Below are 18987 nucleotides of genomic sequence, written 5' to 3'. Positions count from 1 at the left end.
AATAATTCTACGTGGCAGCAGCTAGATCCTTCTTCTCCAAATCGGACTTCCCTTCTCTGAGAGACTCAACAAGTCCTGCCTCAAATTTCATCCCTAAACTCAGACCAAGATGAGAAAGCTTGTCCTTAATTTCATTGAGAGATTTTTTTCCAAAGTTGCGATATTTGAGCATCTCGGCCTCGGACTTCATAGCTAGCTGGCCCACGGTGGTAATGTTGGCGTTGTTGAGGCAGTTGGCTGCGCGCACAGAGAGCTCAATCTCGTTGACACTCATGTTGAGCAGTTTTTTCACACGTGTGCCTTCCTGGCTTAATTCCTGTGGTGTTTCATCGAACACAACTTGACTGTCATCGTAGTTGACGAAGACATCGAGGTGGTGGCGAAGAATGGCTGAGGCGTGCAGCAGAGACTCGCTGGGAGTTAGGCGTCCGTCGGTCCAAACCTCGAGGATCAGTTTATCGTAGTCCGTGCGCTGTCCAACTCGGGTATTCTCCACTGTGTACCGAACACGAACTACCGGGGAAAAGACCGAGTCGATGGCGATAACGCCAATAGGCTGATCTTTCCGTTTATTCTCGTCCCAAGTTGCAAATCCCCTTCCAAGGTGGACTTCCAACTCTGCCTCAAAATTCTGTTTTGCATCAAGGGTGCAAATGTGCTGTTTGGGATTGAGGACTTCACACTGTTGATGAGGCTGGATATCCGCCGCAGTAACCGGCCCCTCCTTATTTACAGAGATGACTAAGGTGCGAACTTCACAGTCATAGACTCTGAATTTGATTTTCTTTAGATTGAGGATGATGTCCACTACATCCTCCACCACTCCTGGCAGAGTGGTAAACTCGTGCAGCACTCCTTGGATTTTGATAGAGGTGATGGCAGCACCCTCTAGTGAAGAGAGCAGCACCCGGCGTAGCGAGTTACCAACCGTGTGCCCGTATCCAGCTTCAAAGGGTTCTGCAATGAACTTGCAGTAGGTGTCAGTTGCTGTCGCCTCGTCTCGGACGAGGCTCTTGGGCATTTCAAAGCGCCCTAATTGAGTAACCATGAACTAGGATTTTGTTTTCTGGGTTCCAGGAGAACAGGTATCATAGGGCGTTTGACAATGCCCCCCCTTTTTCTAGGGGGAAAGTAGAACCTCGTCCCACCAAAGCACGTCCAGGAGGACCTTCGCTTATACTTCCTATTTTCCCCTTGTAAAGAAAAATGACTAGGTTGTGCACCGCAGGCATTTCACCTTATAAGCAACTTCCGTAGCACCAAAGGTAGAATCCCACCATGGCGTAGATAGTCTACTTCGGTACAAGTATCTGCCCTTAGTTGAACTTCCACGTCACTCGCAGAACCGTCCTTGCGCTCAATTCGAAGAATAAGGGCTTGTCTGGGTTGAATTTTTTCACTTAGCCTGAGAACGCAGAATCTCTCTGTACCGTCGAGTTGGAGTGTTTTTGCACTGACACCCTCTGGAAACTGGAGGGGCAGCACCCCCATACCAACTAAATTGGAACGGTGAATTCGTTCATAGCTCATGGCTATCACCGCGCGTACCCCCAACAGTTTGGTCCCCTTTGCTGCCCAATCCCGGCTACTGCCTGTACCATACTCCCGACCCGCAATGATAATCAAGGGGGTCTCCTCTGCCTTATAGGCCATTGCTACGTCGTAAATAGAACGCTGCTCGGCCTCGGGATACTTTATGCTAACTCCTCCCTCTGTGTTGGGAAGCATCAAATTTCTGATTCTTGCGTTAGAAAAGGTACCCCGTGTCATAACCCGATCATTACCACGGCGACTACCATAGCTGTTGAAGTCTCTAGGTTGAATTCCACATTTAGTTAAATACTCTCCTGCTGGAGAGCCTGCCTGAATGGCTCCTGCCGGAGAGATATGGTCAGTAGTCACGGAATCCCCGAGTATTACCAAGGGACGCGCGTGATAGATCTCCGAAAGACCCGCTAGCTCTATAGAGAAGTCTTCGAAGAATGGAGGTTCTTGGATATAGGTGCTGCTTGGATTCCAGTGGTAAAACTTACCCGTGGCGCTTTCAATCTCGTCCCACTTGGGGTTATTAGAAACAAAGTCCGCATACAAACGAAGGAATGCCTCTGGCTGGAGTGCTGTAGCCATCACCTCGCGAATTTCAGAAGTTGAAGGCCAAATCTCTTTTAGATAAACATCTCTCCCGTTCAGATCCTTGGAAATAGGATTGTGGATGAGGTCGACGTCTATGTAACCAGCCAAAGCGAAGGCCACCACCAGCGGAGGAGACATAAGGAAGTTGGCTCGAACACTTTGGTGAATACGTGCCTCAAAGTTTCTGTTTCCAGAAAGGACAGCTACACCCACCAGGTCACCAGAAACAACAGCTCTTTCGATCTCTGGATGCAACGGCCCGGAATTGCCGATGCATGTGGTACATCCATAGCCTACAATGTTAAATCCCAATTGGTCCAAGTAAAATTGCAGCCCCGTTCGCTTCAGGTAATCCTCCACTATTCGCGATCCAGGTGCCAAGGAAGTTTTTATGGAGGAGTCTACTCGCATTCCGAGTTGAACTGCCTTTTTGGCAAGAAGGCCAGCTCCAATCATTACGCTGGGATTGCTTGTGTTGGTGCAGCTAGTAATAGCCGCTATAAGAATACTTCCATCGCGCAACCTCGTGTTAGCTGCATGGACATTGGGGAAGCGGAACCTACTCTCATTGGGGGGAGAGCTTAGCGTGGGGTGATCATCCACCATCTCGATGTCATTTTTTGGACCGCCATTCCTTGCAGGAACCACAAACGCCACTCCCTCCGCTACCTCTTTTTTCCCATATCCCCCATCAGAAGTAGGCAAGGCTAAAAGGTCCCGAAAAGTCTTCTTTACTTGAGGTAGGAGAAGATGATCCTGGGGACGCTTAGGACCTGCCACGCTAGGCTGGATTTTACTAAGATCCAATGCCAAATCGGCGCTATAGTCGATATCCCCCATACTTGGCATCCCAAACATTTGTTGGGCTTTGAAATATCTCTCGACAGTGAGAGCCAGGGCCTCACTCCTCCCAGTTGATTGCAAATAAGCAACAGATTCCTCGTCCACTGGGAAAAATCCCATGGTGGCCCCATACTCAGGAGCCATGTTCGCGACCGTGGCACGATCTGGCAGTGTAAGCGACCTGGCCCCCTCTCCATAAAACTCGACAAACTTACCAACGACTCCGGAGGCCCGCAGCGCTTGGGTAATAGACAAGGCGAGGTCAGTGGCTGTCACTCCCTCCCCCAGTTGTCCAGTGAGATGTACACCAACTACTTCAGGTGTCAAAAAATATATAGGCTGGCCCAACATCCCCGCTTCTGCCTCAATGCCTCCTACACCCCAGCCCACAATCCCTAACCCGTTGATCATCGTAGTATGAGAATCTGTGCCGACCAGGCTATCCGGATAAAAAATCTCCCCCTCGTCACGTTTAGTGCTCAAGACTCCCTTGGCTAGATATTCAAGATTTACTTGATGAACGATCCCAATCCCAGGAGGTATCACGCGAACGTGCTTAAAAGCCTGTTGCCCCCACTTAAGAGCTTGATAGCGCTCACGATTACGAGCGAACTCCATCTCCAGATTAAGATGGAGCGCCTGCAGGGTACCGTAAAAATCTACTTGCACAGAGTGATCCACTACTAGATCCACAGGTACCAGTGGTTCAACCAAGTCAGGATTTCCCTTAAAGCGCTGTACAGCACCACGCATTGCGGCAAGGTCTACCAAGAGGGGTACTCCGGTAAAATCTTGCAGGATAATGCGGGATACCACAAAGGGGATTTCTACCAAGTTTGGAGACCTTGCATCCCAATTTGCCAGAGCCAGGACATCCCTGTCAGAAATTCTAGCACCATCCCAATTACGCAGAACGGACTCTAAAATGACGCGGATGCTTATCGGTAACCTGGAAATCCTCCCTACCCCACTCCGCTCCAGAGCCGGCAAGGAGTACATCCATCCCTCTCGGTCATCATAGCCAGTGCAAAACTTTTCCAGTGTGCGAAACGGGCCGCTTGTCATTGCAATGACTCCAGCGCACGACGAACCTTGCTAAAATCCGGCACCTGCTTAGGGTCATCGCTTGACTCTGCATGTCGAATATACCCACGACGATCAATGAGAAAGGCCGAGCGCTTCGGCACCCCACTCATGCCAAGACCCATCTCTGGCAGAAAACTACCGTAGGCCACTCCATATGCCTTAGCGACCATGTGATCATAATCGCTCAGTAAGGTAACCCCAATTTGCTCCTTCTGGGCCCATGCCTCCTGTGCAAACGGATTGTCTCCACTAACACCGTAGACGACCGCACGTAGGGAGGAATAGATTGACAGATCCTGCGTAACACAGCATAGCTCGCCCGTACAAACGGGGGTAAATGCCATGGGAACAAACAACAAGACAACATTCGAGTTGGCAAACTGATCTGAGAGCCTGATGCGCTTCAAGCCGTCCCGGCTTTTGCAGCTCAACGTAAAGTCAGGTGCCAAGGTACCGATAGGTAGCGCCATAGGCCCTTTCTTAACTCCCTTTCCTTGTTAGGTCAAGAGACTTCTTGAGCTTAGAGAGCCCGGGAATTCCCTCCGTTAGTGGAAGTCCAGCCGGGGGCCAACCCGACTAACCTTCTCGGACTAGATCAATCAGCAACTCGATTTGAGCAATCACGAATTTTTTAGGGAGCTTGTGTTCAAGCCCAGGACTTAGTACCCTCGGGCGAGGCAGGACGGAAGAAGTTGTATGTGGAAGCTTTCCTCGCACATAGTCGCAACTTAGTGAGCATAGGATGAGCATAGGAGGTGGATGAAGAAAGTGGGCGGCTCGCCCTCTCCGCATCCGGTAGGCATCCCCTTGGGCTTCTAGCCAAGGGACGATTTCCAAAGCCGTTGGCAGGAGCCACGTTGGCGCTGTCCGCGCTATGCCCCCGGGCCTCCTTGAGGGTTTTTAATTGCCTCGTGGTGTAACGGTAGCACTGCAGATTCTGGATCTGTATGTCATGGTTCGAATCCATGCGAGGCAGCTTACTTGGGGTTACTGGGGGCGCCTCCGGCTCAGCCCTAAAACGGGCATGTACTGACCTTTTTATGCAGGAAAAAGCGGGAGAAAATCGGAGTGGAACTAGGCACTACAAGCCTACCACGAGGCCTTATCAACTGTAGTCGCATTCCCGAACACTTCATTCTTTTACTTGCTGAGCGTCCAACAGAAAAAGGAGATCGGCTGAATAGCGAGAGAAAACGGAATCTGGGAACCACAGAGTAAGGTTTCGCAGTAATTCTCTGGCTTCAGGTATTCTCCCAGCCTGGGTCGTAAGTAATTCTGCTCGGGTGTAAAGGGAAAAGGGCACTACAAAGGACACTGGATACTTGGCAGCAAGGGCTTGTAGCCTGTCCATGCCGTCTGGGAAACAGCCAGATGCTAGCGCATTTTCAGCGACACCTAAGGCCGCAACTGGTGCAAGAGAATGTTTTGGGAATGCTGCAAGAAACTTTTGATAGGTTACACTCGATTCCTTCAGTCTTCCAAGACGTCTCTGCTCCCCTGCTAGCAAGAGAAGTGCACTAGCTGCCGCGCCTGACCGAGGATACCTAGAGTGCACTGTCTGTAGTTGCTCTACAGTGGAAGCATTGGCGAGCAGAGCTTCTGCAGCTCGTTGTGCTTGGCAGACGGCAACTAGAGAGGAGACGCTCCCCCCCACGCAGGCTATTCCGATCACCACCAAACCTACGATAGCTACCTTAGACTTTTCTGCAAAGGTTTCATTCCAAGCCTTTCGCAAGCCAAGTGGGGAATAACATATCCTTTCCATTTCGCCAATGGAGCTTAAAATATCAGGGTAGCTAAAGGAGGTTTTCCTCTCCGCCTTAGCGTACAAAAACGCACCGCGGGAGCCCTTCTCCCAGGGGAAAAAACAAAAAAGGAACGGCTGCCCAGGAGTCCCCCCTGCCCTATCTCACTGCGGCAAGAAAAATTCATACCGCCGACACTTCCAGTTATACATTTTAGTTGCCTTAGGAAGAGATCTTTGATCCTCTGCTGGACTTCGAAAGTCCAGCATACGTGTCTCGCAGGAGCGTACTTGCCAGGGAGCGTACTTGCTGATTTACAATCTTCCAAACCTTTTAATCCACTTATTATGTTTCCTAGATGCCTTGGGGAAACAGAAATCGTCCCCCTTCTTTCTGGGCTGCCGCATTGGAATTATCGCTCGAGGGAGATCTCTCGCATCTTTCAATTTACTAGCTTTATGCAATCAATTGATTTCGTGAATCAGGTTGCCAAGTTATCGGAAAATGCTTGCCATCACCCGGAAATTTTTATCTCTTGGAGGAAGGTTACCCTTACGCTGAGTACCCACAGGGTGAAAGGACTGACTGCCTTGGACTTCGACCTGGCCGCCGAGATAGATCGTCTATTTGCTAACTTGCCGGTAGGCTCCCGTAGGGAGTCCTGACTCTCTACCTGGTCTTTTTTGTGGGCGCGCCTTTTTGCCGGCGCCTAGCTTCTTTCCTCCCGACCGAAGTCAGCGGTTTCAAAGCGTGTGAACTGCTTCAGGAAGGTAAGCTCTACTTCCCCAATTGGGCCATTTCTCTGCTTGGCGATGATAAGTTCTGCCCTACCACGTAGATCCTCGCTTCTCTCTCGATCCCCCTTATCGTAAACTTCTGGACGCACCAGAAGGGTTACCACGTCAGCGTCCTGCTCAATCGCCCCTGACTCACGAAGGTCAGAAAGGCGAGGCTTCCCCCCCTCACGGGTTTCAGGCTGGCGATTGAGCTGGGCAAGTACGATAATTGGGATATTGAGTTCCCTGGCTAAAGCTTTAATCCCATAAGAGATCTCAGAGATCTCAACTTGCCTGTTCTCCTGTCCTCTTCGCGAGGAAGAACGAAGAAGCTGTAAATAGTCTATCACGATAAGTTCGACTCCTTCAGCATCCCTCATGCGGCGTGCCTTGGAGCGCATTTCCAAGATGCTCAGTGCGGTGGTATCATCAATGAGAATCTTACACTTCGCTAGTCTGTCTGCAGCCGCAAAAAGGATATGTAGAGCGTTACCGGAAATAAACCCATCGCGGAGTTTCTGTAAATCCAGCCGAGCACTAGAGCAAAGCATACGTTGGACAAGCTGCTGGCTGCTCATTTCCAGGCTAAAGATACCAACGGCCTTCCCAATTTCCAAGGCAACGTGCTCCGCAATATTCATGGCAAGCGCCGTTTTACCCATGGATGGACGAGCAGCTATCACAAACATTTCCCCCCCATGCAAACCATTGGTTATTTGATCTAATTTCTTAAATCCGGTAGGCAAACCAGTAATGCCACCACGGTTCTTGTAGAGTCTATCAATATTCTCAACGACTGCCATGACCAATTCCTTCATCTGTGGAAATGTGCTGCGGTAGCGTTCCTCGCCAATAGCAAGTACTCGTCTCTCTAATTCATCCAATAAAGTCCATATTTCGCCCTGCTCGGTGTAGCAGCGCGAGGCCATTTCTGTGCAGATAAAAATCATCTGGCGAAGTAAAAATTTTTCCTGAACAATCTCCAAGTAGTAGCTGGCATTCGCTGCCGTTGGAACAAACGTCAAGATATCGTAAAGGACAGTTTCTCCACCGATGCGATCTAGGAGCTGATGATCTTCTAGGTACTGTAGGAGAACAATAATTTCTACCGGCCGAGAGAGCTTGTAAAGTTCCAGCATGGCTTGGTAGACGATCCTATGCGCTGGATGATAAAAATGTTTGTCGTTAATGCGCTCGATACAGCAGTCCAAGATCTGCTCAGGGGCAAGGAGAATAGAGCACAACACACCTTTCTCGGCGTCCATGCTTTGGGGAAGACTTCTATGAATATCTGGAAGATGAGTCCCCTCTTGCATGCCCTTCCCTCCTTTGGAAGTTTCCTTGGACGAGTTGCTGATGGACACTGCCGGGAGAGGTCGTGGGGAATCAGAGAAGCTTCACCAACAAGTCCATTAGAGAAATGGACTGGCGTACCCTAGAGTGCCAAAAATCTTTAGAATCTTTTAGTAGAGATCCCCAGGTGGTTTCTCTATTGCTAGATTGAGAAGAGATTAAAAAGAAATGGGAAAAGGGGGCTAAAGAAAAGAGAAGGGCTCTATTTCGGGATCCCGTCATCGCCTCTCACGAAGCTTTCTGCAGGGGAAACGGGGATTATTTCAGACTGAGTATTGCTTTCCTTACCCTTCACAAAGATGTTTAGGTACACAGTCACCTGGTGGTGTAACTTTACCTGTATTTTATAGTCTCCACTCCCCTTGATTGGCTTCTCCAGGGAAACAGCATGCCTGGGAAGTGAGACAGACTGAGTTTCACTAAGGATCCTATCCGCGATATCCTTGGCAGTGACGGAGCCAAAAACCCTTCCCTCCTTCCCGGCCCCAAGTTCAAAAACAAGCCTGAGCCTACTAATACTCTCTCCAAGCTCTTTCGCAGAGGCGAGCGCCTGCGCCTCACGCTCAGAGCGCTTGGCCCTAAGGTGGTTGAGCTGACGCATGGAGGAGGAAGTTAGCTCCAATGCCTTTCTGCGTGGGAAAAGAAAATTCCGGGCATAACCACGACGCACCCTCACTATATCCCCCTCCACACCGAGGGAGCCAACGCTCTCAGTAAGAATGACTCTAGTGCTTGCCACAAAAAACTAAAACCCTTAACCTACGGCCTAGGAGGTACAAAATGCCCACCGGTTTGTCAACTACTCTTACCAGTGAAGAAAGAGAAGGGGAGTGCCGAGTCGACCCGAGTAACGTTTTTCACGTCGCCCGCAGGCCGTTTTGAAGTCTCAAAACGGCACGTCATCCTCCTTTTCCTCTTTTATGAGAGAGGATGTAGGGGGACTAGAAAGACTAGAAGTACCCTCCAAATACTGTGGAGGAGCATGTCCTCCTTGCCGCCCCCAAAGAAGTTGAAAGTTTTCGGCAACCACACGTAGGCGACTCCGCTTTTGCCCTGTCTGCTTATCTTCCCAGGTATCCATCTGGAGGCGACCTTCAACATAAACAGTACTTCCCCTCTTTAAGTATTCATTGGCCACTTCAGCCTGCCTTCCCCAAAAAGTTACTTCTATAAAAGCTGTTTCTTCTTTCTTTCCGACTCCCTCAACATTGTAACGTCGATTGACAGCTAACCCGAGATCGGTAACTGCAGTCCCCTTAGGGATGTATTTAATCTCAGGATCGCGGGTGATATTGCCAATCAGAATAACCTTGTTAACGCTAGCCATAGACCAACCGTAGTAATCGAATCGTAGTAATTACACCCTTCCTCTCTTACTCTATGAGAGAGGATTACTCTATGAGAGAGGAGCGATTCCTTCCTCAACCTCCAAAAAGGTTAGAGGGTAGAGCAGTACTGTTGTAGAACGATCTCTTCATCCAGTTTGAACCTCTGGCGGAGTCGTTCAATAAGCGAGGGATTTGCATCAAATACAAAACTCACGTAGTAGGCAGTTTTCAGACGCTTGTGTTCATAGGCAAGCTCATGCTTCTCAAGGCGTTGTACTTGCAAGACGCTCGTACCCTCAGCGACCAGGGCATTCTCAATACGCTCAATAATTTCCTTGCTTCCCTCCTCCCTACCCTGTGTGTCTATGGCAAAAAGGCCCTCATATCGACGGGTATTAACAGATGTGTTCTTTTTTTCCTTGCGCATTCTGTTGTATTAGTTAAACTGATTCATAGCGGTCTCAATTCCAGAGGTTCCCAGCATCTCGATGGCGTCGCATGCGCGAGCAACGGCGCGGTCCACTGCAAGCTTTTCCTTCTTCGAAAAAGTGCCGAGGACGTATTCTGCGAGCCTGGTCCCTGTTGTTGCTCTTCCAATTCCAATACGGAGTCTGGGGATTGCCTCCGTGGAGAGGCAGTGGAGAATAGAAGCCAGGCCATTGTGGCCGCCGGAGCCTCCACCCTTGCGGATTCTCAGCTTCCCGAGGGGAATAGTGCAATCATCAAGGACGATAAGGGCCTCCTCCGGCAAAATTTTGTGAAAACGCAAGAGTGTTACCACTGGATAACCGGAGCAGTTCATGTACGTGAGCGGCTTCATAAAGATTCTCCCCAGAAAGTCCTTGGCAACCTCAGAGCTACTACTAAGGCTGCGTTCGAAGCGCAACCCCTTGGTACTTGTAAAGCGGTCGAGGGTCACAGACCCAACGTTATGGCGTGTCCTGCCGTAGGCAGGAACCGGATTGCCAAGCCCAACAAAAAGCCGTAGTCTGGCCTTTTCCATACGGAGATTATAGAAGCCCTCGGCCTTTTTCCTTAGTCACCAATTCAGGAGAAGGGGTGGGTTCACTCGTTTGGGGTACTACCGGCTCAGAAACCCGAAAGACGGCAAGCTCCGAGTCTGTTATAGACCGCACTCCCTCCGGAAGTACAACGTCCCTTACATGATAGGTGTCTCCTATGTCTAGCGCAGTGACATCTACCTGGATAATTTCAGGGAGATGCTGTGGAAGGCACTCGACCAACAGGACACGCAAGCTCTGCTCGAAGAGACCCCCACCAGCCTTGACTCCCTTAGCTTCTCCCACAGCTTCTAAGGGAATTTCAACTTCAATTTTTGAAGTAGCAGAGACGGCCCGGAAGTCTACATGCAAAACCTCCCCGTTAACAGGATGGTGCTGAACCTCTTGAATCAGGGAAAGCCGGCTAACTGCCTCATAGCCCTCGCTCGAGCTTAGATTGCTGCTAGCAATCCGGAGCTCCACCAGAAGGTTTTCCCCCACAGCGTGAGCGAGAATTCGCTCAACCTCACAACACTCAACCTCCACGGCACGTGCCCCATCGTTCGCACCATAGAGAACCGCCGGTACACCCCCGCGGGCACGTACCCTTCTCACCGCGTTCCTACCACGCTCTCCTCGCGGAGTTGCTGAAAGCACAAGTTGCTTAATCATTCCAGTTCCTTCTAGTTTACCTTCCGATCATCTATCTCTTATCTTTTCAACTCAAACAGGGAGCTGACCGACTCATCTCGATGAACACGCCGAATGCTCTCACCAAGCAAAGGCGCAACAGAAAGAACCCTAATGAGTCCACTAGTCTCCTGAGAGAGCGGCACACTGTCCGTTGTGATTAACTGTCTTATCCCTGACGAGGATAACCTTTCTATGGCGCAGCTTGTCAAGATTGCATGCGAAACTCCTGCATAAATATCCTGTACGCCAGATTGGTGGAGGATTTTAGCCGCACTGGTTAATGTGCCAGCAGTTTCCGTTAGATCATCCACTATCAAAATATTTTTTCCCTGTACTTCTCCTATGACATAGAGGGTGTCGACCTGGCTGGCAGAGCAACGTCTTTTTACTGCGATGGCAAGCCCGGCACCCAACGCCTGTGCGTAGGCAGAAGCCATCTTTACCCCGCCCACATCTGGTGAAACTACTACTAGGTCGTCCAGGCCTGTTTCCCACAGATAACGGTTCAAGACTGGTAGTGCATACAGATGGTCCACTGGAATATCAAAAAAGCCCTGAAGCTGCTGAGCATGTAGGTCCATGGTTAACACCCGATCAACCCCAGCCGCGACGAGGAGATTGGCCACTAATTTTGCTGTAATGGGGACGCGCGGCTGATCCTTGCGGTCCTGTCTAGCATATCCAAAAAAGGGGATCACAGCAGTAACTCGCGCGGCGCTAGCGCGCCGCGCAGCATCCACCAAAATTAAAAGTTCCATCAAGTTCTGGTTTGTCGGAGGGCAAGTCGGCTGGACAATAAAAACATCCTGTCCACGGACGTTCTCATTTATCCTTACGGAGGTCTCTCCATCCGGGAAAGAGGAAATAGAAGCATTTCCAAGTGGGACTTGAAGATAAGCGGCAATATCTATAGCGAGCTGAGAGTGCGCCCTCCCTGTAAAGATCTTCATCTCGTCTTCAACTCGTTCTAGAACCTAGGAGAACCTAGGAGGTAGGATATCTTGGGGAAGACATGGACCACGTGAGGGGCCCCCGAGGAACGGTTTCGAGAATAAAGGAGAATAGCCCAACGCAAATCCCATAACAGCCAACCGGTCTTCTTTTTCATGCCTCCATAGGGAACAAACAAAGACAAAGAGCAAGCCAGGATAAAATCAGAACGAACGAAAAAACCGAGAAAATAAGGACCACTGGCCAGCCACCTCAGGTAAGATCAAACCAACCCCATTGGCAAGCGGATTTACATCGAAATTGTCTGAAACTGGAAGTAGAATTAGGCCGCATAGCTATAGGACAAATACGCTGAGTATAATGACGTATAATAACGTGAATGCCGCGCTTCTCTGAAGGTACATGGCAAGTACATGACAAGTTCAATGGGTTTTTGGAACTTCTTGGGCTTGCGCTGGCTACAGGGTAGAATAGGTTGTAGCTTGGATTACTCCACATCTTTTTTTGCTTTCTCCTTTCCCATGAGTGGATGCTTTTGGATGCTTGTTAGCGCTATCCTCTACCGAATGTTAGGAACTCACTCGTGCAGCAAGACTTGACTGGATAAAATCAGTGACTAGTCTGCTGCAGTACGATCTTGGAAGGGTAACTAGGGAGTGGCGGACTAACATCCGCTCACAGTGGGCTGGTGGGCCAAACTCCATTTCATCCATTCCCAGATCCTACTGCCAGATCTACTTAATGCCTAACGCAATCGGACAACTCGCTGCAGTGGGTGTGCTATCCTACCTTTTGGGCAGTGTTCCTGCAGGGTGGATTGCTGGAAAAATCTGTCATAGGGATCTGCAGAGAGAAGGCAGTAGTAATACTGGTGCTACTAATGCTTTGAGGATACTAGGCAAAAAGTGGGGATATATGGTCTTCGCTGTTGATTTTCTCAAGGGAATCGCTGCAATCACTCTGGCAGAATTCTCGGAGGGGGAATCCCGACAAGGCTGGCTGGGGCCTACAGCAGCACTGTCCGTCATTGTTGGACACAATTTTCCATTTTGGCTAGGATTTAGAGGTGGGAAGGGGGTAGCTACCACTGCAGGAGTAACGCTCTTAATTTTTCCGTATCTTGTTTTTGTAGTGGCACTAACTGCCTGGGGATTGGTATTCCTTACTACACGTTATGTTTCTCTTGCCTCTCTAGCAGCTTCAATCACACTGCCACTCGCGTGCTTTACTTTGTTTTTCTTGGGTGAGGTAGACCGAACATTTGCTTGGACGTCGCTTGGAATCTGTATGCTTGCTATCTGGCGACATCGAAACAATATCTCTCGCCTAATATCTGGTACAGAGCCCAGATTTATAAAAAGAGAAAAATGATTGACAAATATCTATCTATCTCCGGCACCCCTCAACAGAGGCATGTATGAGAGAATTGGCATTGTCGGCGCTGGTAGTTGGGGAACAGCTCTTGCTATCCTACTCTCCGAAAGCAGCGAAACCGTTTGTCTATGGGGGCGCAGGCCTGCTTTAATAACAGAGTTGGCTAGCCATCACATCAACTCCGTGTACCTTCCTGGGTTGCAGCTGCCATCGAACATCCATGCAACACATCAACTGGCCGATGCTCTAGATGCCAAATTGATACTCGTAGTTACACCTTCTAAGGCCATTCGTGAAATTGTCGGTCAAATAGTTATGCTCGGCGTTGCTCCTCAAAGCATCTTGGTTTCCTGCATCAAGGGCATTGAGTGTGACACAGGAATGCTAATGAGTGAGGTGTTGGCAAGTTGTCTTCCACACAACCCTCTTGCTGTCCTTTCTGGACCAAACCATGCTATTGAGGTCGCGCAGAAACGTCCTGCCGCGGCAGTCGTAGGTTCGGCCAATGGGGAAGTGCTACAGGAGCTCCAACAGAGGCTCTTCCTCCCCAGTTTTCGACTTTATACGAGCGAGGATGTTAGGGGTATTCAATTAGGAGGTGCTCTAAAGAACGTCTTTGCCATTGCCGCAGGAATCTCCGACGGTTTTCACATGGGAAGCAATGCAAAGGCGGCCCTTATTACTCGTGCACTCGCAGAGATGAGACGCTTAGGAGTAGCTTCGGGAGGGCATCTAGAAACCTTCTACGGTCTAAGTGGTATAGGGGACCTAATGGTCACTTGTTTTAGCCAGCATAGCCGCAACCGCGCTATTGGAGAGAGAATTGGGCGCGGCGAATTTCCAGCCAAAATTCAGGAATCTATGAAAATGATAGCCGAAGGAATCCCAGCTGCCCGTAGTGCCAGACGATTGGCCCTCAAGCATAGCGTAGATACACCCATCTTGGAAGCAGTGTATCAGGTCCTCTATGAGGGCAAGACTCCTCGCGATGCACTGTGGGAGCTATTAGGGCGCCGCCCACGTCCTGAATCCGATCCTGCCTAGGAACGAACCTCTTCTCCCTGACCCAGTTTGCAGCCACTCTCTATCCTAATAGGGTTGGCAGTTTGTTTTGTTTGCCTCCCCCTGGGCCAGGAGAAACAAAATCAGTGGACTCTCTTTTTCGCGCCTTTTGCGCCAGTATTTCCCCAACCAAAAAGAGCGATCCCGTTATCAGGATAATAGTATTTTCCGGTTGAGGGGGAGCTATTAAGGCAGCACTAAGGTTCTCGAAATGACCAATGATTTTGTGCGGAGGTGCTAGGTACCTGCCGCTGGACCGGTGGTTAGTAACAGGAACAAACCGAAACTCTCGAGTGATGGTAGAAAGTATTTCTAACATCCTTTTGCTTTCTTTATCTTCCAACGAACCAAATACTACACAGGCTTGTTGATTTCCAAATACCTCTTTCCAAGTAGCAACAAGAGTGCGCGTGGCTCCAGGGTTATGGGCTCCATCCACTACCAGCCTCTCGGAGAGAATCTGGAATCTTCCAGGCCAGTGGGTATTAGCCAGGCCATTGGAAATGGAATCAGTAGAGATAGTGATTCCGCTAGCTTCTAAAGCTGCCACGGCCACTGCCGCGTTCCATCGTTGGTGCTCTCCACGCAGTCCTATCTTGGAAGCGCTCCAGGGAGCTTTTACGAAATACAGTGGCACACGATAAATAGCCGCTCTACTTCGCAATGTCTCCGCTACCTCGATGGACTGAGGTGCCGAAACTGCAGGAACGCCTGCCTTAAAGATCCCAGATTTTTCGCAGGCGATCTCTACTAGAGAATTTCCTAACCATTGCTGATGGTCGAAAGAGATAGATGTAACAATGGATACCAACGGAGTGACTACATTAGTTGCGTCCCAACGCCCTCCCATGCCCGTTTCCCAAATAGCGACCTCTGCATTTTTTCGCAGGAAGTACCAGGTAGCCAGCGCTGTAGCGAGCTCAAAAAAAGTGGGTTCTAGTTTACGAAGTTTATGAGTATGGGAATTTGCTAAATCTCTCAAGAGAGTTAAGCCCTCTGCAGCCGCCTCCTTAGAAATTGGCCTACCATTCACACGGATGCGTTCTCGAAAGTCCATCAGATGCGGGGAAGTAAAAAGTCCAGTTTTTTTCCCTTCCGCCCTCAAAATTGAGTCTAAAAACGCACAAACGGACCCCTTACCGTTAGTTCCAGCGACATGCAGGAACCTCAGTTTTTTTTCTGGATTGCCGAGGAGAGCAAGAAGGAATTGCGTTGTTTCTAATCCCAACCTGATGCCAAAGCGCCTCCTGGAATATAGCCACCTCAAGGCCTTGTCAAAAGTCATTTCTATGTCTGGCAGAGATAACTGAGGATCCGTGCCAGGAATGGTCGTAACTGGGTGCGGTGCACAATATGATCAAGTAATCCGTGTTTTTCCAGAAATTCGGCAGTCTGAAAGCCCTCTGGCAAATTTTGGTGGGTTGTCTCCCGAATGACACGAGGGCCGGCGAAGCCTATCATACTTCGTGGTTCTGCAAGAATAACATCCCCTAGGGAGGCAAAACTTGCCATGACACCTGCGTAGGTAGGATTACTGAGTACTACAATGTAGGGAAGACCTGCTCTGGCATGTAGTGCTAGGGCGCCGCTGGTTTTCGCCATTTGCATGAGGCTAAATATACTTTCGTATATACGAGCCCCTCCTGAAGCACAAATGGCAATGACAGGTCTCCTACTACGAGTACTCCACTCAACAAGTCGAGTGACTTTCTCCCCAACTACCGAACCCATAGTAGCTGCGAGGAAATGAAAATCCATTACTATAAGCCCAATGAGACACTGAGTAATGGCGGCCTCCCCAGTAATAACTGCATCGACTAGACCAGTTTTTTCACGATAGGTCTGTAGTCTTTCCTTATAAGTAGCTACCCCACGGAATTTTAGGGGGTCAGCAGCAACCATCTTAGCATCGTGTTCTTTGAATGATCCCGGGTCGACAAGATGCGCGATCCGTTCCCACGCGCCTAGCGTAAAATGGTAACTACATTTGGTGCAGACAAAAAGATTCTCTGCTAAAGCTAGATTGTGAATGATGTCCTTGCAGGAAGGACACTTGGTCCACGTTCCTTCTGGAGTCTCCTGATGTTTATTTCCACGAGCGTTAAAGACTGGCTCTTTAAAGATGGGCATTTTGTATATCTCACGGAGGAGGGGCCAACCTACCATGAGGATAGGGGCCTATCCCAAGCCAAAAAGCTCTCTAGGGACAGTGCTGTTGGAGAGCGTCCAGCCTGATAACTTGCCTAGAGGCAACAACCTGTTCGGTGTGTACAATGGAGAAGGCAATCCAAAGGCATCCTTGCTTACTATTGTAATCAACAACCCGACGCCGTATCCACGCTACAATCGAGAAAGATTAATGGATAAGTGAAGAAGTCGTTATATGAGTTCAGGCAACCTTCCGCCGGTGGAGATACCTCCAACACAGGTAGAAGGTGAAGCACAATGCTAGGATGGCAAGAATTCCGACAGGTATAGTGCCGGAGACTGCATGAGGTCCTACCCATGGTAAATTGCCCGGTGTCTCCATTTGGAATTTCACAAAAAAATTTCCTGACTGGATGACAGAGATCCATCCAGCGTGCAGTCCAATCGGTAGGGCCAAAGAGTGAGTCTTCTCCGTCACCCAGCAGAGTAGGAGGCCAACGGCAGTCAGGCTCACTAGAGCGAAAAGGAAAGTAGACCAAGGTAGAGTAGGGTTAAACAAGCACTGTAATTCCCTCCATCCACTCCAAATATCTACTGGATGTGTGGAGCCCGAAGATTGTGTAAGGTGAAGGATAGCAAAAATCCAAGAAGTCCATAGGGCAGAAGTAGGGGCACTTATTTCCTGTCGACTTAGTCCGTACAGCAGGCCACGGAAGAGAGTTTCCTCAAAAATGGAGATTCCGATAGCTCGTGCTGCCACCCCGAGGAAGGCAAACAGTCCAATATTCCCCTCGGTCCTACACACACCAGAATGAACATAGATTGCTGTAAGCAGCACCATCGGCACGGCTGCGAAGAGAAAACCCAGGCTGCAATCTTGCCACCTGTGCCGATTTTTTTGTAGGTGTAACCACCCAAAATCTAAGGTTTTTAGTGAAACCAGTAAAGCTCCTACTGCACATCCTAGTAGTACGCGCCTCCATATACGGTGGAAGGGTGGTGCCCCAAGCAAAGGAAATTCCCCACCGAGTGCCCGTAGCAGCCAATAGATAGGCGGCGCCAGCCACATGGACGCCACTACCCCAACTGTCAGAGCTAGGCCGCTTCTCCTTATTGCTTGGTATATCATCGCGAAAAAGAAGAAGGCATGGAGTAACAAGCTAGAACCGAAAATTAAAATCGACCGATGCTGTAGTAGCTAAAGCCGAACTGACGTGCCACTGATGGATTGAGGAGATTCCTCCCGTCAAAAATAAACCAAGCTTGCATCCGAGCTTTTACTTCCCTGAGATCGACGGAGGTGAATTCTTTCCACTCGGTTGCGATCACTAGCGCCTCTGCCCCTTGCACTGCCTCGAGGGGTGACGAAGCGAAGCGAGCCGCCGTTTTCGCCCAAAGTCTTCTGGACTTCTCCATCCCCTTAGGATCGTACACTTGGACTATTACACCCTCCGAAATTAAAAGATTCACTAGGGCAACGGCGACCGAATTTCGGATATCATCCGTGTCCGGCTTAAAGGTGAGCCCCCAAACGGCGATTTTTCTTCCTTCGAGTACCTGAAGTGCTCCTCGAATTTTACTTATAAAGTACTCTAGCTGGGTATCATTGATCTTCTGGACCTCCCTAAGCAGCCCAAAAGGCCTCCCCAATTGCTGCTGGCATATGGCAATAAAGGTTGCAACGTCCTTGGGAAAGCAAGAACCTCCGTAGCCAATTCCGGCGTCTAAAAAACCCCGCCCGATACGCTTATCTAGACCAATTCCGTCTGCAACCTTTTTAACGTCCGCTTTGTTCGCCTCACAAATCCGTGCTACCATGTTGATGTAGGATATCTTGAGAGCGAGGAAGGAGTTGGCCGCATGTTTGATAAGCTCTGCGCTGTTTACATCCGTGATGAGAAGTGGGGCGGAAAAGGGTTCATAGATTTTTCTCATGAGTGCGATCGCACGCTGGCTGGAGCTACCAATCACAATACGGTCAGGGTGCAGCGTGTCCCTGACGGCGGATCCCTCTCTCAGAAATTCCGGATTGCTTACAATGTCGAACAGTGTACTAGCTGCATTGTGGCGACGGATGATTTGGATGATTTCCGCCATTTTTTCACCGGTCTTGACTGGAACGGTACTCTTGTCCACGATGATCCGGTACGCTCCGAGAGCTGGGGCGATTTCGCGTACTACCTGCTCGATACAGGAAAGATCTACGGTTCCGTCTGCTCTAAGAGGAGTAGGCACAGCAAGAAATATTACTTCCGATGCATCAACCCCCGCTTTCACGCTGTTGCTAAAGAAGAGCCTCTTGGCGGCTATATTTCTGCTCAAAAGTTCCTCCAATTGTGGTTCGTAAAGGGGGATCTTACCCGCTGCAAGCATATCTATCTTGCGCTGGTCGTTGTCTATACAAATGACATGGTGACCAACTTCTGCAAAACAAGCACCTGTAACTAACCCAACATGTCCGGCGCCAATGATACATAACTTCATGAAGGTCCAA

At 49.6% G+C, this 18987-nt stretch carries 19 protein-coding genes and 1 tRNA gene; 4 read left to right on the top strand and 16 right to left on the bottom strand.

From position 1 onward, the window contains the following. Nucleotides 1-7 precede the first annotated feature (7 nt). From JMM79_00345 to JMM79_00330, 4 genes are all read right to left on the bottom strand, one after another. Entirely contained in the window at nucleotides 8-1048 is a 1041-nt protein-coding gene (locus JMM79_00345; protein ID QQY08434.1) for a DNA-directed RNA polymerase subunit alpha, read from the bottom strand. 185 nt (nucleotides 1049-1233) lie between these two features. Then, the gene (gene acnA, locus JMM79_00340; GenBank protein ID QQY08433.1) at nucleotides 1234-4041 is read right to left on the bottom strand and encodes an aconitate hydratase AcnA; all 2808 of its coding nucleotides are present in this window, start codon (nucleotides 4039-4041) and stop codon (nucleotides 1234-1236) included. Further along, nucleotides 4038-4532: a redoxin domain-containing protein gene (locus JMM79_00335; protein ID QQY08432.1), complete on the bottom strand. Its 495-nt coding sequence runs from the start codon at nucleotides 4530-4532 to the stop codon at nucleotides 4038-4040. The genes acnA and JMM79_00335 overlap by 4 nt, the downstream gene beginning before the upstream one ends. Nucleotides 4533-4638: 106 nt before the next feature. Further along, the gene (locus tag JMM79_00330; GenBank protein ID QQY08431.1) at nucleotides 4639-4854 is read right to left on the bottom strand and encodes a hypothetical protein; all 216 of its coding nucleotides are present in this window, start codon (nucleotides 4852-4854) and stop codon (nucleotides 4639-4641) included. Between the two features lie 113 nt (nucleotides 4855-4967). Between JMM79_00330 and JMM79_00325 the strand changes: the two genes are divergently transcribed. Then, nucleotides 4968-5038, top strand: a tRNA-Gln gene (locus JMM79_00325). A gap of 156 nt (nucleotides 5039-5194) precedes the next feature. Here the strand turns inward: JMM79_00325 and JMM79_00320 are convergent. Further along, nucleotides 5195-5893, bottom strand: a complete 699-nt coding sequence (locus JMM79_00320; protein QQY08430.1) for a hypothetical protein — start codon at nucleotides 5891-5893, stop codon at nucleotides 5195-5197. Between the two features lie 261 nt (nucleotides 5894-6154). Between JMM79_00320 and JMM79_00315 the strand changes: the two genes are divergently transcribed. Beyond that, nucleotides 6155-6472 carry a 4a-hydroxytetrahydrobiopterin dehydratase gene (locus JMM79_00315; protein ID QQY08429.1) on the top strand — a complete coding sequence of 106 codons (318 nt, stop codon included), beginning with the start codon at nucleotides 6155-6157 and terminating at the stop codon, nucleotides 6470-6472. A 44-nt stretch (nucleotides 6473-6516) separates the two neighbouring features. Here JMM79_00315 and dnaB read toward each other — a convergent pair whose 3' ends face one another. From dnaB to JMM79_00280, 7 genes are all read right to left on the bottom strand, one after another. After that, the gene (gene dnaB / locus JMM79_00310; GenBank protein ID QQY08428.1) at nucleotides 6517-7899 is read right to left on the bottom strand and encodes a replicative DNA helicase; all 1383 of its coding nucleotides are present in this window, start codon (nucleotides 7897-7899) and stop codon (nucleotides 6517-6519) included. Nucleotides 7900-8138: 239 nt separating this feature from the next. Then, complete coding sequence (gene rplI, locus JMM79_00305; protein ID QQY08427.1) at nucleotides 8139-8675, bottom strand: 50S ribosomal protein L9; 537 nt, start codon at nucleotides 8673-8675, stop codon at nucleotides 8139-8141. A gap of 147 nt (nucleotides 8676-8822) precedes the next feature. After that, nucleotides 8823-9263 (bottom strand): single-stranded DNA-binding protein, encoded by a 441-nt coding sequence (ssb, locus tag JMM79_00300; GenBank protein QQY08426.1) that lies wholly within the window; start codon nucleotides 9261-9263, stop codon nucleotides 8823-8825. A gap of 110 nt (nucleotides 9264-9373) precedes the next feature. Then, nucleotides 9374-9691, bottom strand: coding sequence for a 30S ribosomal protein S6 (gene rpsF, locus JMM79_00295; protein ID QQY08425.1), 318 nt, complete (start codon nucleotides 9689-9691; stop codon nucleotides 9374-9376). A 9-nt stretch (nucleotides 9692-9700) separates the two neighbouring features. After that, on the bottom strand, nucleotides 9701-10267 hold the full coding sequence (locus tag JMM79_00290) for an aminoacyl-tRNA hydrolase (protein QQY08424.1): 567 nt from the start codon (nucleotides 10265-10267) through the stop codon (nucleotides 9701-9703). Between the two features lie 7 nt (nucleotides 10268-10274). Then, complete coding sequence (locus JMM79_00285) at nucleotides 10275-10937, bottom strand: 50S ribosomal protein L25 (GenBank protein ID QQY08423.1); 663 nt, start codon at nucleotides 10935-10937, stop codon at nucleotides 10275-10277. A gap of 38 nt (nucleotides 10938-10975) precedes the next feature. Next, nucleotides 10976-11908 (bottom strand): ribose-phosphate pyrophosphokinase, encoded by a 933-nt coding sequence (locus JMM79_00280; protein ID QQY08422.1) that lies wholly within the window; start codon nucleotides 11906-11908, stop codon nucleotides 10976-10978. Nucleotides 11909-12521: 613 nt separating this feature from the next. Between JMM79_00280 and plsY the strand changes: the two genes are divergently transcribed. Then, complete coding sequence (plsY, locus tag JMM79_00275; protein QQY08421.1) at nucleotides 12522-13280, top strand: glycerol-3-phosphate 1-O-acyltransferase PlsY; 759 nt, start codon at nucleotides 12522-12524, stop codon at nucleotides 13278-13280. 42 nt (nucleotides 13281-13322) lie between these two features. Continuing rightward, nucleotides 13323-14327 (top strand): NAD(P)-dependent glycerol-3-phosphate dehydrogenase, encoded by a 1005-nt coding sequence (locus JMM79_00270; GenBank protein QQY08420.1) that lies wholly within the window; start codon nucleotides 13323-13325, stop codon nucleotides 14325-14327. A 40-nt stretch (nucleotides 14328-14367) separates the two neighbouring features. Here JMM79_00270 and JMM79_00265 read toward each other — a convergent pair whose 3' ends face one another. The 4 genes from JMM79_00265 to JMM79_00250 form a co-directional block, all read right to left on the bottom strand. After that, nucleotides 14368-15630 carry a bifunctional folylpolyglutamate synthase/dihydrofolate synthase gene (locus tag JMM79_00265; GenBank protein QQY08419.1) on the bottom strand — a complete coding sequence of 421 codons (1263 nt, stop codon included), beginning with the start codon at nucleotides 15628-15630 and terminating at the stop codon, nucleotides 14368-14370. A 2-nt stretch (nucleotides 15631-15632) separates the two neighbouring features. After that, complete coding sequence (locus tag JMM79_00260) at nucleotides 15633-16475, bottom strand: acetyl-CoA carboxylase carboxyltransferase subunit beta (GenBank protein QQY08714.1); 843 nt, start codon at nucleotides 16473-16475, stop codon at nucleotides 15633-15635. Between the two features lie 259 nt (nucleotides 16476-16734). Further along, the gene (locus tag JMM79_00255) at nucleotides 16735-17334 is read right to left on the bottom strand and encodes a CPBP family intramembrane metalloprotease (GenBank protein ID QQY08418.1); all 600 of its coding nucleotides are present in this window, start codon (nucleotides 17332-17334) and stop codon (nucleotides 16735-16737) included. A 332-nt stretch (nucleotides 17335-17666) separates the two neighbouring features. Then, on the bottom strand, nucleotides 17667-18977 hold the full coding sequence (locus JMM79_00250; GenBank protein ID QQY08417.1) for a UDP-glucose/GDP-mannose dehydrogenase family protein: 1311 nt from the start codon (nucleotides 18975-18977) through the stop codon (nucleotides 17667-17669). Nucleotides 18978-18987: the final 10 nt, after the last annotated feature.

The sequence above is a fragment of the Candidatus Xiphinematobacter sp. genome (assembly GCA_016766635.1).
Taxonomy (GTDB): Bacteria; Verrucomicrobiota; Verrucomicrobiia; order Chthoniobacterales; family Xiphinematobacteraceae; genus Xiphinematobacter.
This window is presented reverse-complemented; position numbering and strand designations above follow the sequence as displayed.

Coding starts and splice junctions, on each gene's coding strand:
- JMM79_00345 (QQY08434.1), bottom strand. CDS start 1,048: ATGGTTACTCAATTAGGGCGCTTTGAAATGCCCAAGAGCCTCGTCCGA.
- acnA (QQY08433.1), bottom strand. CDS start 4,041: ATGACAAGCGGCCCGTTTCGCACACTGGAAAAGTTTTGCACTGGCTAT.
- JMM79_00335 (QQY08432.1), bottom strand. CDS start 4,532: ATGGCGCTACCTATCGGTACCTTGGCACCTGACTTTACGTTGAGCTGC.
- JMM79_00330 (QQY08431.1), bottom strand. CDS start 4,854: ATGCGGAGAGGGCGAGCCGCCCACTTTCTTCATCCACCTCCTATGCTC.
- JMM79_00315 (QQY08429.1), top strand. CDS start 6,155: ATGTTTCCTAGATGCCTTGGGGAAACAGAAATCGTCCCCCTTCTTTCT.
- dnaB (QQY08428.1), bottom strand. CDS start 7,899: ATGCAAGAGGGGACTCATCTTCCAGATATTCATAGAAGTCTTCCCCAA.
- ssb (QQY08426.1), bottom strand. CDS start 9,263: ATGGCTAGCGTTAACAAGGTTATTCTGATTGGCAATATCACCCGCGAT.
- rpsF (QQY08425.1), bottom strand. CDS start 9,691: ATGCGCAAGGAAAAAAAGAACACATCTGTTAATACCCGTCGATATGAG.
- JMM79_00290 (QQY08424.1), bottom strand. CDS start 10,267: ATGGAAAAGGCCAGACTACGGCTTTTTGTTGGGCTTGGCAATCCGGTT.
- JMM79_00285 (QQY08423.1), bottom strand. CDS start 10,937: ATGATTAAGCAACTTGTGCTTTCAGCAACTCCGCGAGGAGAGCGTGGT.
- JMM79_00280 (QQY08422.1), bottom strand. CDS start 11,908: ATGAAGATCTTTACAGGGAGGGCGCACTCTCAGCTCGCTATAGATATT.
- JMM79_00270 (QQY08420.1), top strand. CDS start 13,323: ATGTATGAGAGAATTGGCATTGTCGGCGCTGGTAGTTGGGGAACAGCT.
- JMM79_00265 (QQY08419.1), bottom strand. CDS start 15,630: ATGACTTTTGACAAGGCCTTGAGGTGGCTATATTCCAGGAGGCGCTTT.
- JMM79_00260 (QQY08714.1), bottom strand. CDS start 16,475: ATGCCCATCTTTAAAGAGCCAGTCTTTAACGCTCGTGGAAATAAACAT.
- JMM79_00255 (QQY08418.1), bottom strand. CDS start 17,334: ATGGTGCTGCTTACAGCAATCTATGTTCATTCTGGTGTGTGTAGGACC.
- JMM79_00250 (QQY08417.1), bottom strand. CDS start 18,977: ATGAAGTTATGTATCATTGGCGCCGGACATGTTGGGTTAGTTACAGGT.